This is a genomic window from Vibrio sp. QJM3NY_26 (genome assembly GCF_057786005.1).
Map to the genome: position 1 here is coordinate 132603 of NZ_CM173516.1, position 14489 is coordinate 147091.

12 protein-coding genes, 1 pseudogene and 1 riboswitch are annotated in these 14489 nt (G+C 43.5%); of the genes and pseudogenes, 5 read left to right on the forward strand and 8 right to left on the reverse strand.

Annotated elements, in window-relative coordinates:
• Positions 1-238: 238 nt before the first annotated feature.
• Positions 239-1381, forward strand: coding sequence for a peptide-methionine (R)-S-oxide reductase MsrB (msrB, locus tag AC3CH4_RS16090; RefSeq protein WP_372243506.1), 1143 nt, complete (start codon positions 239-241; stop codon positions 1379-1381).
• 116 nt (positions 1382-1497) lie between these two features.
• Here the strand turns inward: msrB and AC3CH4_RS16095 are convergent, their stop codons facing one another.
• Entirely contained in the window at positions 1498-2865 is a 1368-nt protein-coding gene (locus tag AC3CH4_RS16095) for a TrkH family potassium uptake protein (protein ID WP_054547094.1), read from the reverse strand.
• A 26-nt stretch (positions 2866-2891) separates the two neighbouring features.
• Complete coding sequence (locus AC3CH4_RS16100) at positions 2892-3548, reverse strand: potassium channel family protein (RefSeq protein ID WP_428783056.1); 657 nt, start codon at positions 3546-3548, stop codon at positions 2892-2894.
• 184 nt (positions 3549-3732) lie between these two features.
• Between AC3CH4_RS16100 and AC3CH4_RS16105 the strand changes: the two genes are divergently transcribed.
• From AC3CH4_RS16105 to AC3CH4_RS16115, 3 genes are all read left to right on the forward strand, one after another.
• Complete coding sequence (locus tag AC3CH4_RS16105; protein ID WP_017094663.1) at positions 3733-4902, forward strand: mechanosensitive ion channel family protein; 1170 nt, start codon at positions 3733-3735, stop codon at positions 4900-4902.
• Between the two features lie 87 nt (positions 4903-4989).
• On the forward strand, positions 4990-6519 hold the full coding sequence (locus tag AC3CH4_RS16110) for a mannose-1-phosphate guanylyltransferase/mannose-6-phosphate isomerase (RefSeq protein ID WP_488544019.1): 1530 nt from the start codon (positions 4990-4992) through the stop codon (positions 6517-6519).
• A 22-nt stretch (positions 6520-6541) separates the two neighbouring features.
• The gene (locus AC3CH4_RS16115) at positions 6542-7966 is read left to right on the forward strand and encodes a phosphohexomutase domain-containing protein (RefSeq protein ID WP_488544020.1); all 1425 of its coding nucleotides are present in this window, start codon (positions 6542-6544) and stop codon (positions 7964-7966) included.
• A 121-nt stretch (positions 7967-8087) separates the two neighbouring features.
• Here AC3CH4_RS16115 and aroG read toward each other — a convergent pair whose 3' ends face one another.
• The 4 genes and pseudogenes from aroG to AC3CH4_RS16135 all read right to left on the reverse strand — a co-directional run bounded on the left by aroG (position 8088) and on the right by AC3CH4_RS16135 (position 10338).
• The gene (gene aroG / locus AC3CH4_RS16120; protein WP_488544021.1) at positions 8088-9140 is read right to left on the reverse strand and encodes a 3-deoxy-7-phosphoheptulonate synthase AroG; all 1053 of its coding nucleotides are present in this window, start codon (positions 9138-9140) and stop codon (positions 8088-8090) included.
• Between the two features lie 315 nt (positions 9141-9455).
• The gene (locus AC3CH4_RS16125) at positions 9456-9671 is read right to left on the reverse strand and encodes a DUF3820 family protein (protein WP_004730103.1); all 216 of its coding nucleotides are present in this window, start codon (positions 9669-9671) and stop codon (positions 9456-9458) included.
• Between the two features lie 104 nt (positions 9672-9775).
• A pseudogene (locus AC3CH4_RS16130) lies at positions 9776-9886 on the reverse strand (DUF3313 domain-containing protein); the annotation flags it as partial.
• 98 nt (positions 9887-9984) lie between these two features.
• Positions 9985-10338, reverse strand: coding sequence for an XRE family transcriptional regulator (locus tag AC3CH4_RS16135; protein WP_488544022.1), 354 nt, complete (start codon positions 10336-10338; stop codon positions 9985-9987).
• A 323-nt stretch (positions 10339-10661) separates the two neighbouring features.
• Positions 10662-10751, forward strand: a riboswitch (cyclic di-GMP riboswitch).
• Between the two features lie 72 nt (positions 10752-10823).
• Here AC3CH4_RS16135 and gbpA point away from each other — a divergent pair.
• Positions 10824-12290 (forward strand): N-acetylglucosamine-binding protein GbpA, encoded by a 1467-nt coding sequence (gene gbpA, locus AC3CH4_RS16140; RefSeq protein WP_488544023.1) that lies wholly within the window; start codon positions 10824-10826, stop codon positions 12288-12290.
• Between the two features lie 111 nt (positions 12291-12401).
• Here the strand turns inward: gbpA and cyoE are convergent, their stop codons facing one another.
• Positions 12402-13376, reverse strand: coding sequence for a heme o synthase (cyoE, locus tag AC3CH4_RS16145; RefSeq protein ID WP_488544024.1), 975 nt, complete (start codon positions 13374-13376; stop codon positions 12402-12404).
• Positions 13366-14421, reverse strand: a complete 1056-nt coding sequence (locus AC3CH4_RS16150) for a COX15/CtaA family protein (protein ID WP_102535377.1) — start codon at positions 14419-14421, stop codon at positions 13366-13368. The genes cyoE and AC3CH4_RS16150 overlap by 11 nt, the downstream gene beginning before the upstream one ends.
• Between the last annotated feature and the right edge of the window lie 68 nt (positions 14422-14489).

The window sequence follows — 14489 nt, forward strand, 5'->3', positions numbered from 1 at the left end:
CTTATCGGAAAATTCCGCCTTGTTCTCGAGTTTTTTTCCTGCGCTATTTATGATCACTTACTTACTGTGATTGGTATTATTTTATATCAATGCTTACACCCTACTACTGGCAGCATTTATGAGCAAGATTTTCTATTTGAGATATTTTTTTCATGAATAGTGTAATTTTTTCCATCTAAAACCTGTCTCTATTCGTACATTCAAAATCGAATGAGAAAAACGTCAAGATGAGGTATCTATGAATAAATTATCTAAAATATTGGTATCACTCGTGGTTGCACTACCACTGATTTCACTGTTTGTAAGCCAGACTGGCACTGCCAATACAATGGATAAAACGGCTAATTCAGGTAAAACTGAAATCGCGACACTGGCTGGTGGTTGTTTTTGGTGTACAGAATCCGATCTAGCAAAACTGACAGGCGTGACAGACGTTATCTCTGGGTATTCTGGTGGTGAATTAGAAAACCCAACCTACAAACAAGTTTCATCGGGTAAATCTGGCCACATCGAAGTAATCAATGTGACCTATAACCCTGATGTGGTCAGCTATGAACAGGTGCTTGACCAATTCTTCCGACACATCGACCCAACTGATGACAAAGGTTCATTCGTTGATCGAGGTCCACAATATCGACCTGCTGTTTTCTATCATAACCAAGAACAAAAAGACGTCGCTCAGAACTTCATGATGGAAATCGACAAGGCTCAGATCTTTGGTGAACCACTAAAAACAGAACTGATTAAGTTTGAGAAATTCTGGCCAGCAGAAGATTACCACCAAGATTATTACAAGAAGAGCAAAGTTCGTTATAACTACTACCGCTACGCTTCTGGTCGTGATCAGTACCTAGATAAAGTCTTCGGCGATGATAGAAATGAAAACCCGCAAACGATCCGTCAGATCATCGATGGTAAGAATGCGACAGCCAATACTAAGACATACAGCAAGCCGTCTGATGCAGAGATCAAAGCTTCTCTAACTTCACTGCAATACGATGTCACACAAGACGACGCGACAGAGCGCCCATTTGACAACAAATACTGGGATAACAAGCAAGAAGGTATTTACGTTGATGTCGTAACGGGTGAGCCTTTGTTTTCTTCAAAAGACAAATACAAATCAGGTACAGGTTGGCCGAGCTTTACACAGCCAATCAGCGAGGCTTATGTCGTAACGACTACAGACTACAAGCTGCTTTACCCGAGAACAGAGGTTCGCAGTAAATTTGGTGACTCTCACCTAGGACATGTATTTAAAGATGGTCCAAAGCCAACAGGTTTACGCTACTGCATGAACTCAGCCGCAATGCGCTTTATTCCAGCGGATAAACTGGCAGACGAAGGCTACGAAGAATATGTGGGATTATTCGAGGGCTAAGAATTCAGAAACTGACTATAAACCTCTGAACCTCTAAAAAACAAAGCCAGCATATTCGCTGGCTTTGTTTTTCTAACGCACTAACAAGAAGGGTTAACCTTAGCCTGTTAACCTTATTAACCCGTTAACACCGTATCTTCTGGGTATTTCAACAACGAAGGCTCAGGGCGAGCTAACATGTAAGCCAAAGTCAAAGGTCCGATTCGTCCAATCACCATCACCACAATCATGATGTATTTCCCAGGTTCAGTTAGGTTTGCGGTTAACCCTGCAGTCAGTCCGACCGTCGCAAAGGCCGAAATCACCTCAAACATCACTCGATCAAACGCCGCCTTTTCAGTAAGCATTAACAAAAACATTGCGGTGGTTAACAGTGCTCCACTTACCACAATAATGGCCAATGACTTTGTTACCGCTTGCCAGGTCACAGTGCGTTTAAACATCACTACATGCTTTTTCTGACGCAAGAATGTCCAAGTCGCAACAAATGCAACCGCAAAGGTCGATACTTTAATCCCACCACCAGTGGAAGTTGAACCAGCACCAATCAACATCAGTACTATCATCACCAATAATGCAGGTTGTGTATATTGAGACAAATCCACACTATTAAAACCAGCAGTACGAGCACTCGCTGACTGGAAAAAAGCCGCCAACCATTGCCCTTGTGTCGACAAGCCCTCCATCGTCGCTGAGTTATTTCTCTCCAATAACCAAAACATCACCGTGCCCACCGCCAATAACGTCGGTGTCGCCGTTAGCATAATCTTGGTGTGTAAATGCAGATGTTGGAAGCCTTTCCGCCAGTTAGTCGACAGGTCGCCCACGACCGTAAAACCTAATCCGCCGAAAATGAACAAGCCTGCTAAGGTAAAGATCACCAGTGGATCGTCAACAAAGCTCGCCATACTGTCTGAGAACAACGCAAATCCTGCGTTATTGAATGCAGAAATCGCGTGAAATAACGCGTAAAAGCTCCCTGTTGCCCATCCCATTTCAGGAACCCAACGAAAACAGAGCAATACGAAACCTATAAATTCCGCCACCAATGCAAAAATGATGATCTTCTTGACTAATTTTCGGAGGTTAATCTTACGATCTTGCCCCAATGCTTCTTTCGCTAATGCTTGCTGTTTCAAACTTAGCCGAACACCAAACATATAGAGCAGCACCGCAGAAAGGGTCATCTGCCCTAACCCGCCGACTTGCATCAAGAACATCAGTAAGATTTTACCTGCCAAGGTGAAATGCTGACCGGTATCAACAACACCTAAGCCTGTCACACTGATCGCCGACGTGGCAGTAAACAGTGCATCCGTAAAGCTTAGACCTGTCACAGAGAACACGGGTAGCGTCAACAATATTGCAGAAGGGATAAGTACGCCTAAGAAGCTCGTAAGGATAATCTTAGGTTCAGATCCTTTACGTGGCTTTTTATCACTCTTAAGCGTGTAGAAAGTACCTTTTCGTTTTAACGAATTCATACTGTTACCTTATTTCCGATTGCCAGTTACCAATTGCGTAGCTTTCTAGATAAGGTCTCTTTCGGCCCAGCGATGATCACCACATCCCCAATTTCTAAACTCACATCCAGTTCAGGTGCTTTAGTTAGGTTCGGGCCTCGTTTGAAACCAAGTACCTCAACACCATTTTCTTTGCACAGCTTAAGGTCACCAAGTTTCTGACCCAAAAAATTAGAACCAATAACAATTTCCGTCATCGCTAAACCGCTGCCAAGGTCGATAAACTCAAGAACGCGTCTATCCAACATTTTACGCGCAACACGAATACCCATGTCTCGCTCCGGCATGATGATATGGTCGGCACCAATCTTAGAAAGGATCTTGCCGTGAAACTTATCGTTCGCCTTCACCCAAACCGCTTTTGCGCCTGATTCTTTTACCACTAGCGTCGTTAGAATACTGGAGTTAACATCAGAGCCAATCGACACCATCACCATATCGTAATCGTCCAGCCTTAGTTCTTTAACTGTCTCTTCGCTCGTACAGTTCGCAACAATCGCTTGTGAAACAAAATTGGCCGCTTCTTTCACTCGCTCTTCATCAATATCGACAGCGAGCACCTGCGCCCCTGAACTTTGTAGCTCTTTGCATACAGATAACCCAAAACGCCCTAAGCCGATAACTGCATATTGTTTGTCACTCATTTATTACTCCACTCACAAAGCTACGTAGCATCGAAAACAAATAACAAAATTGTCTTCATACAAAAAAACGACTATATATCCATATAGAGATACAATTGTCAGCTAATCGATTGATTTATAAAGGTAGAGAACAAAAGTGATTTCTGCTAATTTCTAACCCATAATTTCTGCGGCAGTACACACAATGAATGAATTCATAACCCAAGTACAAACCTACATCAACCAGAGCCATAGCGATTGGGCAAATAGCGTCCTATTCATCACTATTGCGAGCTTTTTCGCTTGGGTCGCTTGGCGAATTGTCCATAATCGTCTGGAAATCTTGGTCAAAAAAACCCAATTTCATTGGGATGACCTACTGCTAGAGGCCTTAAAAACACCTGTCAGTACGTTGCTTTGGTGCTGGCCTGCTACCGTGTCTGTTGGCTTAATCCTTCAAGACCAGTTTGGTAATGAAATCAACTGGCTAAGAACACTTAAACACATACTGATCATATCTACGTTTGTTTGGTTTACGCTGCGAATGATCAGTAACTCTGAAGAGTATGTCTTGGAGCAAAAAACCAGAGACGAAACCACAGTACAAGCTATCGCTAAAGTGGCTCGACTGTTCTTTATGGTGATGGGCGGCTTAACCATCATGCAGGCGTTTGGGCTGAGCCTATCGGGCTTGCTTACCTTTGGTGGTGTCGGTGGTTTAATCGTCGGTTTAGCCGCTAAAGATCTACTGTCGAATTTCTTTGGCGGCATGATGATTTACTTCGACCGCCCTTTTAAAGTCGGAGATTGGATACGCTCTCCCGATCGTCAAATCGAAGGTACGGTCGAACGCATTGGATGGCGCATGACGATTATCCGCACTTTTGATAAACGTCCTTTGTACGTTCCAAATTCGGTGTTCAGTAGTATTGTGGTAGAGAACCCATCGAGAATGTTAAATCGTAGAATCAATGAAACATTTGGTCTTCGTTATCAAGATGCAGACAAATTGGCGCTCATTGTTGATGATGTAAGAACCATGCTCGAGGCCCACCCAGATATTGATGCCAAACAGACGTTAATCGTTAACTTTGACAAATTTGGACCATCAACACTGAACTTCTTTATCTACACCTTCACAAAAACGGTCAACTGGATCAGGTACCACAAAGTGAAGCAAGACGTTCTGTTACAGGTTCTGGCGATTATTCATAAACACAATGCAGACATCGCGTTCCCCACACAGACACTCAAGATTGACCCTCAAGACTTTTCTAATGTTCAAGGTCATAACAGCGTTCAGAGCCTAGGTGATAATCAGAATGTTAGCGATCCCAAAGATATGTTGAACTCTCCTACGGAAGGTCATCGATAGTCAGCATCCTTCTTGGTTATCGATAAGTAATAAGCGTGAAGCGTGGTAATATGATGGCAGTATTCTAATGCACACAATTACCACTCTATGATTTTACCTGTCATCCTAGCTGGCGGCTCTGGAAGCCGCCTCTGGCCACTGTCTCGAGAGCTCTATCCTAAGCAATTCCTGAATATTGCTGGCGAACAGTCGATGCTTCAGCAGACACTTCAACGCCTGCAAGGTATCAACGCACACCTAACGGATAGCAGCTGCGATGCGCCATTCATCATCTGTAATGAAGAGCATCGTTTTATCGCTGCTGAACAAATTCGCTCAGCTAACGTCCTGCACAGTGGCATTCTGTTAGAACCTGTCGGTAGAAATACTGCGCCAGCCATCGCACTTGCAGCCTTGCAAGCTTTGACCAAATCTCATGAGACTAAAAGAGAAGCGGCTGACCCAATCTTATTAGTGCTTGCTGCCGACCATCACATCGCTAAAACCTCTGAATTTCAACAATCGATTAACCGTGGTGTTGATTACGCAAAACAAGGCAAACTGGTGACATTCGGTATAACCCCAAATGCTCCAGAGACTGGCTATGGCTACATCAAACAAGGGCAACCTCTTATCTCTAGCCTACAACTAGAAACCAACATTACAGACCAACCAACCCATTATGCTTACGACATTGAGTGCTTTGTAGAAAAGCCCGATAAAGCAACCGCAGAAGCATACATCCGCTCAGAACAGTACCTATGGAACAGTGGCATGTTCATGTTTAAGGCATCACGCTATCTTGAAGAACTCGCCGAACACCACCCCGATATATTAGCGGCTTGTAAACTCGCTCTTGCAAAGCAAAATACCGACCTCGACTTTATCCGTATCGACGCTGAAGCATTCAAAAGTAGCCCAAGCGATTCCATCGATTATGCCGTGATGGAGAAAACCTCGCACGCAGCTGTGATCCCGATGGATGTCGGTTGGAATGATATTGGCTCATGGTCTGCTATCTGGGATGTAAGCGACAAAGATGAGCATAACAACGTCATTGAAGGTGACGTGTTAACCGTCGACTCTCAACACAACTACATCCATGCTGAAAACAAGCTAGTTGCTACTGTCGGTGTCGATAACCTGATTATTGTCGAGACCAAAGACGCCATATTAGTCGCAGATAAAGACAAGGTTCAGGGTGTAAAATCGATTGTTAGTCAACTAAGTCAAGCAGGTCGAACGGAGCATATTCATCATCGTGAGGTATTGAGGCCTTGGGGTAAATACGATGTGATTGATTTAGGAAAGCGAGACAAAGTTAAGCGTATCACTGTAAAAGCGGGTCATCAGCTTTCACTACAGATGCATTATCATAGAGCGGAACATTGGGTAGTAGTAGCTGGCACTGCGAAGGTGACCAACGATGAGAAAACCTATCTCGTCGAAGAAGATCAATCGACTTACATCCCTTTAGGTCACATCCACAGCTTAGAGAACCCTGGCGAGACACCTCTTGAAATGATTGAAGTTCAAACCGGCAGCCATTTAAGTGAAGACGATATCATTCGATATCAAGACAGCTATGGGCGAGATGTTCGAAGCGAACAAGCTTCTTCGTCTCAGAACAAAAAATAGAAATAGAAGTGACTTCAATCAAATGAAACCAACATTAGATCTTAGCTGCTTTAAGAACAACGACATTCGCGGCATCATTGGTAGCCAAATCAATGAGCCGTTTGCCTATCTGCTCGGTAAGGCATTTGGCGAATACGTCCTATCCACGACACCTGAAACTTCATTAGATGGCTTGGCTCAAGTGGTGATTGGTCGAGATAACCGAGAAACCTCCCTTTCATTACAACAAGCCATGACCAAAGGCTTAATCGAGTCTGGGATAGCCGTCATAGACCTAGGTATGACTGGCACTGAAGAAGTCTACTTTGCGACTCGTCACCTAAAAGCGATTGGCGGAATACAAATCACAGCCAGCCATAACCCAATCAATTACAACGGAATGAAATTGGTCGGTGCTGATGCTAGCCCCATCAGTAAAAACAGTGGTTTAGATAAAATCAAACGACGTATTAAAGTACTGAATCAAGAGCTGAACACCGATTTGCCGATCTTTCATGTTCAATCAAATAACTCAGGCATATCGACCAGTATTCTCGCTCCCTATGTAGACCACCTGCTCTCCTACATAACACCTTCTAAACTTTCACCAATGAAGATTGTGGTTAACGCAGGAAACGGTGTTGCAGGACATGTCATTGATGCTTTAGAGAAGAAATTTAACGAACTCAGTGCCCCTATCACCTTCATCAAGGTTCACCATACTCCTGAAGGAAACTTCCCTAATGGCATTCCCAACCCATTGATCAAAAACAACCAAATAGCGACTCAAGATGCAGTCTTAGAGCATTCTGCCGACCTTGGCATTGCGTGGGATGGTGATTTTGACCGTTGTTTTTTCTTTGACGAAAATGGCAACTACATTGAGGGTTACTATATTGTCGGGTTGCTCGCTGAAGCATTTTTGTTAAAAGAGCCTAACGCCACAGTGTTGCACGATATGCGTATGACATGGAACACGATTGAAGTCGCCAATAAGCTTGATGGGAAGGCTGTTGCAGTCAAAGCTGGGCATGCGCTCATCAAAGAGAAGATGCGAGAATTAAACGCTGTGTACGGTGGTGAAATGAGTGCGCACCATTATTTTCGTGATTTTGGATACTGCGATTCAGGAATGATTCCTTGGCTACTGGTTATTGAATTGATGTCGAAAACCCAAAAATCTCTTCACCAATTGACCAGCGCAAGTATGGATAGATTCCCTTCTTCCGGAGAGATAAATCGCAGAGTTTCAGACTCAGAACAAGTCATGGCTTATGTGTTGTCGCACTATCAAGTTGATGCTGTTGATATCGATCACACAGACGGGCTCAGCATGAATATGGGGACATGGCGCTTCAACTTACGAAAGTCCAATACAGAGCCGTTGATACGCCTCAACGTGGAAACCAAGCAAGATAGAACTTTACTGTCACTTAAAGTCGACGAGCTACTGTCTTTTTTCATTTAAGAATACAAAGCACTTCCAGTTTTTAACTAATTTTCAACTAAGAGTCACAAAAAAGCCCTTACTAGCGATTGCTAATAAGGGCTTTGAATTTTCAGTCGCTTAGTCGCTGACTGTAATTAGTTTACTTGTTGCGACGAGCTTCAACAGCATCTGCCAGTTGGCGAAGTACTGTTTCAGTATCTTCCCAACCAATACAAGCATCGGTAATAGACTGACCGTATGTCGCTGCTTTGCCGTCAACCAAGTCTTGGCGACCTTCAACAAGGTGAGATTCAATCATCACACCAAAAATAGCTTTATCACCACCTGAAATCTGTGCACTTACGTCATCAGATACGTTAATTTGGCGTTTAAACTGCTTAGAGCTATTCGCATGGCTGAAATCAATCATCACCTTCTCTGGAAGACCTGAAGCTTTTAGTTCTTCCTTAATCTTGCTTACATGCTCTTCACTGTAGTTTGGCTCTTTACCACCACGTAGGATGATATGGCAATCAGGGTTACCTGCAGTTTCAATGATAGCGGAGTGACCGTACTTAGTTACAGACAAAAAGTGGTGAGAAGCACTCGCTGAACGAATCGCGTCGGTTGCGATCTTAATGTTGCCATCAGTACCATTCTTAAAGCCTACAGGGCAAGAAATACCTGAAGCAAGTTCACGGTGAACCTGAGATTCAGTCGTACGTGCGCCAATTGCGCCCCAGCTGATTAAGTCAGCAACGTATTGAGGCGTGATCATATCTAGGAATTCACTTGCCGTCGGCATTCCCATATCAGTTAGGTCAAGCAGTAGCTTACGTCCTAGACGAAGACCATCGTTTAGCTTGAACGTATCGTTCATGTACGGGTCATTGATTAGGCCTTTCCAACCAACAGTTGTACGTGGCTTTTCAAAGTAAACACGCATTACGATTTCAAGGTTATCGCCTAGTTCATCACGTAACACTTTCAAGCGTTTGCCATATTCAAGTGCAGCTTCTGTGTCATGAATAGAACATGGGCCAACGATAACAAGTAAGCGGTCGTCGCTATCTTCTAAAATATTATGAATCGCTTTACGGCTTTCAAAGGTTGTAGAAGAAGCAATTTCTGTCGCTGGAAACTTTTCTAAAACAGCAACAGGTGGTAATAACTCTTTTACTTTGTTAATTCTTACATCATCAGTCTGAAACATCGCTTACTTCTTCCTTTTTTCTATCCTTGAGCTGAATGTACGTTGTCTCACGTAACTTTCTTTCAGCACTAATCTTCTTGTTCCTTGTAACTTAACTAGTAAAAACTCTAGTTTCAATCACTAATTGAAAATAAACGCAATTTTTTTTGTGTTTTATATTAGAAACACCCTGTACAACATTATTTACACGCTATCGATTGCGTAATTTCAAGGAAGACAAGAGCAGCTATTCTTCAAGCTTCAGCATACATGTAGCATTGTGTAGCACTTGAAAACAAAAAAAGCTCACGTGATTAACGCAAGCTCTCTATTCAACTACATTCTTTTCAATGGTTTGACAACGCTATCAAGCCCTTCAATTTTCAGAGCAAGGCACAATTTTAATAAGTCACCTAGCTCACCAGAGGGGAACCCTTTTTTGTCGAACCACAGCAAATATTCTTCAGGCAAGTCAATCAACGTACGACCAGCGTATTTACCAAATGGCATTTGCATTCTAGCAAGTTTAATCAGGTTCTCTTTCTCTAGCATTACAGGCTCTTTCTAAGCGTCATCGATGTTCTGTAGAGTATCACCTAAACGTTCAACCCAATAGTTGATCGCATCTTTGGCATCACCAAGCGAGTCAATCATGGTTGAAAATCTTCATAACTGGTGAATTTAGTTGCGGTTTTAATTGGGCCGCCTGCACAACCAAACAAAAAGATGCTGGTTGCAACAAGCAAGAGAAATTTTAAAGGTTTCATAGCGCACTTAGATTAAATTCAATATTTCAACCAAGTATGCCATACCCTAAGTGAAAGGATTGTAGAAAAGGAGTTAAAAATCAAAGCTGGATCTAAAATTAATCATGCTGAACGGTGTGTGCATACTCTACGATTACTTGATTTCCTTCGATGTAAGCATTTTGAATTTCACCATCAACACTCATTCTACTTTTCAAATAAACGACTTTAGGCCCTGACTTGTTACCTTCTTTAAGCGAAGGAAACACATTCCTAGGTTCTAAGTGAAGTAAGCGACAAAAGTGGATAATGAAAGACATAGTCAATGCTGTCTCCCCTCTTAGCACTCTTGAGAAATCAAGCTGGTTCATGCCTAGCTTCTTCGAAAACTCCATCTGCGTAATTCGCATTCGCGACTTTTGTGACATCCACGTTTGATACAACGCATCTCTGTCTTGCTCTGTAAATTCCATACCGACTCCTTTATATAATTCGTACCAATCAATTGTCCGGCTTTTCATACACAGCATGTCAGCGTTCGGTTAGTGGAAACCAAAGGTTTGGTTTTGATATGCGCTCAATCGGTGTAAGGAACAAAGAATAATAACCATTAATCATTCACAGAAACAATTAGAGCAATTACTTTCTTTATTTATATCAATTGTTTATATGTTACCTAGGAATACATATGGCAAGTTAATTTGTATTAAGAATTATAAGTTCGAGATTAGCATTCCACATTTAAATCTATTGTGTCGCATTTATAAAAGCTGTTGGCTACATTTCGTTTGCTCAAACTCACTTCTGGCAAACTATTTGAAAGAATAGGACGCAAAGCCACCGGTCTGTCGACATATATTCTGTCTATGATAGCGGGGCCGCCACTTAATAGAATTTAAGTGTAAATGCATGCCGGAGTGTTCTCTTTTTTGTCGGCCAAATACAGTAAGGACAAATAATGAAACAACTCCCAAAAAAATCGCTCATCGCGCTATCGCTACTTAGCGTCAGTGGAGCAAGCTTCGGTCACGGTTATGTCTCGGCATACGATAATGGCGTAGCAGAAAGCCGTGTCGCGTTGTGTAAATTCCCAGCGAGTGATACACAACAAAAAAACACAGGCTGTGGTGGTATTCAATATGAACCACAAAGTGTAGAAGGCCCTGAGGGCTTTCCTGAAAGCGGCCCTGCCGATGGAAAAATCGCTAGTGCACAATCTTCTTTAGCGGCAGCGCTAGACGAGCAAACCGCAGACCGCTGGGTTAAGCGCCCTATCAAATCTGGATCTCAGTACTTTGAGTGGACGTTCACAGCGAACCACAAAACCCGTGATTGGAAATATTACATTACTCAACCAGATTGGAACCCAAACCAACCTTTGGCACGCAGTTCTTTTGATTTAACGCCATTCTGCGTCGTTGAAGGCAATATGGAACAACCACCGATGCAAGTCAGCCACTTGTGTAATGTACCAGAGCGTGAAGGTTATCAAGTGATCCTTGCGGTATGGGATGTGGGTGACACTGCTGCGGCTTTCTACAATGTTATCGATGTGAAGTTTGATGGCGACGGCCCTGTTATCCCGGATTGGGATCAAGGCGGTCAAATCAACCCAACGCAAAACCTGAATGTAGGTGACGCTGTTTACACTCGCGTATTCGACCAATCTGGTGAGAACGCTTCATACAGTACAGAGCTAGTGATTGAGAACAACGAACAAGGTAAAGCAAACAACTGGTCTTACGCGCTTGCTTCGAAGATCAATCAAGAGCAAACGCAAATCCAAGCGGGCCAGTTAAACGATCAAAACGATTTCGCGCCAGTGTACGGCACGAACCCTGTTTATCTAAAATCAGGTTCAGGCTTTAAGAGCGTAGAAATCGGATACAAGATTGATACTCCAGAGCCAGATCATGAGCTAGAAGTCACAGGCTTAGAGTCTGAGTACATTATTGATGAAAACCAGCCGACACAGCTTGATCTTACTCTTGCAGCAACAGGCGATATTCAAGCTGAATTGACTGTGTACAACCATCATCGTGAAGCACTTGCATCTCAGAAATCTAAGTTATCAGACGGACAAGTTGAAGATGTTCAACTCACTCTATCTAAGTCGGAAGCTGGCCACCACATGCTTGTGGTCGTGACGAAAGATGACCAAGGTAACTTGGTGGATCAGAACACGCTTGATTTCCACCTAATGGACGAGCAAACACCTCCACCAGCAGGCGATTATGACTTCATATTCCCAGAAAGCATTGAGTCTTACACAGCAGGAACAAAGGTTCTGAGCAGCGACGGCGGCGTTTATCAGTGTAAAGAGTTCCCATACTCTGGTTACTGTGTTCAATGGGCTCCAACAGCAACTCAGTACGAACCAGGTGTCGGTTCACACTGGCAAAGTGCTTGGAACAAAGTGGACTAAGTACTCGCTAGATACTTACTTTGTATTAAGTGAGTTTTAGTCATCAACCAAACAAAAACGGATGCCCAAAGCATCCGTTTTCTTGTTCAGTAAAAGTAGAAACGCCAGTTGTTAAAGTAGATAGTGGTCTGCCAACAGAGCAACAAACAAGGTCATGAGATGATAGATGGAGAACTTGAATGTCTTCATCGCCATGTTGGGTTCATCACGATATTTTAAAACCCACGCGTGATAGACAAACCCACCGTTTAGTACCAAAGACGCGCTCAGGTATATCCAACTACTCATCCCAACTAATACTGGAAGCACACATACGATGCTTAGCAGCAAGGTATAGAGCAGAATCGATGTTTTGGTGTAGGCAATACCATGAGTCACAGGCAACATCGGAATGTTCACCTTAGCGTATTCATCACGACGATGAATCGCCAATGCCCAGAAGTGCGGAGGCGTCCAGATAAAGATGATCATCACCAACAACCAAGCGTTTGAATGCAGTTCATTGGTGACCGCCGTCCAGCCCAGTAGAGGTGGCATTGCGCCTGCGATCCCTGCAATCACAATGTTTTGCGGCGTCGCTCGCTTCAGATACATGGTATAAATCACTGCGTAACCTAATAAGCTTGCAAAGGTTAACCAAGCGGTCAGTTGATTGACCCACACCACTAACGTGGCAAACCCAAGTAAGCCGATACCCGCGGCAAAGCTGAACACACGTACACTACTCAGTTCACCGGATGGTAAAGGGCGTCGATTTGTTCGAGTCATTTGCCCATCAATCTTTTTGTCGATCAAGTGGTTGAATGCAGCTGCCGAACCTGCCATCAGCCCTATCCCAATCATCCCAAACACAGTTTGCTGTAAAGGCAATCCATTCGGCACGGCCAAACACATCCCAACCAATGCCGTCAGCAACATCAAAGCCACCACTTTCGGCTTGGTCAGCGTTAAATAAACTTTCCAAGTGGCTTTGTTTTTTGCAGCTATTTCGTTACTTAAAGCTGTGTCATTGTTGGCTGTTATCTTATGAATTAAGGATGCGTCTTGAACCACTACTTCATGTTGTGTTGACGTTCTACTGACCATGATTACCTCCTTGTAATACACTGTTTTTCACCAAGCTCTGACTTGGTTTGTGTTGCCACACGACAAAATTGGTTACAACCATGCTGATGAGCAACATCGCTGCGACTAGGTTATGCAAAACCGCGACTGAGATTGGCAGGTGAAACCATACATTACTGATCCCAAGGCTGATTTGAGTAAACAGGACTATTGCGACAATCACGCTCAGCTTTTGGTGAGGCGCTTGGCCAAATTTCCATAGCTGGTACACGATCATCAGCACCGTTAACGTCGCCACAATAGCCCCGAACCTGTGCATGACATGGATGGTAAGTCTTGCGGGATATTCCAACACTCCAAACTCATAGTTATCATGACCGTGTTGAGCAAAATCGAAGGCATTCTTGAAATCTAAATAGCTTGTCCAGTTCCCTTCACAGATAGGTAATTGGGTACACACCAGAGCGGCATAATTAGACGATGTCCAGCCACCAAGCAGTATCTGCCCAACCACAATGAGTAATCCGAATAGTGCCGAGACTTTAAGTGGTGAAGAATAGGTAGCCTCACCAAAACGGCTTTGGAATTGAGACAAACGACAGTAGAGCAGACATAACAGTGACAGCAACGTGAAGCCCCCCATCAAATGCGCCATAACCACAACGGGCATCAACTTGAGAGTCACCGTCCACATTCCAAGCAAAGCCTGAAATATCACGGTTGCAGAGATAAGTAACGGAAGACCAGCAGCTGTTATATTCTTTTTAATACACCAAGCAACAACGACAAAGATAAGCAGCCCTAATGTTCCTGCAAAGTAGCGATGGATCATCTCTATCCAAGCTTTGTCTGCTTCGAGAGCTCGTTCTGGAAATTGTAGATTGGCTTGATTAACGGCTTGGGTATTCGAGGGAACGGTGATCTTTCCATAGCACCCAGGCCAGTCAGGACAGCCGAGGCCAGCATCAGACAAACGGGTATAAGCGCCGAGCACAATCACGGTAAGGGTTAACAAGATAGTTAATCTCATCATGTGCATGAGTAAATCAGGGGCTTTATTCTGCATCGTTTATCTCCCTATACTTGTTCCCTTTTCGCTAACAACACTCAGCATTAACGCAATATGCTAAAGAT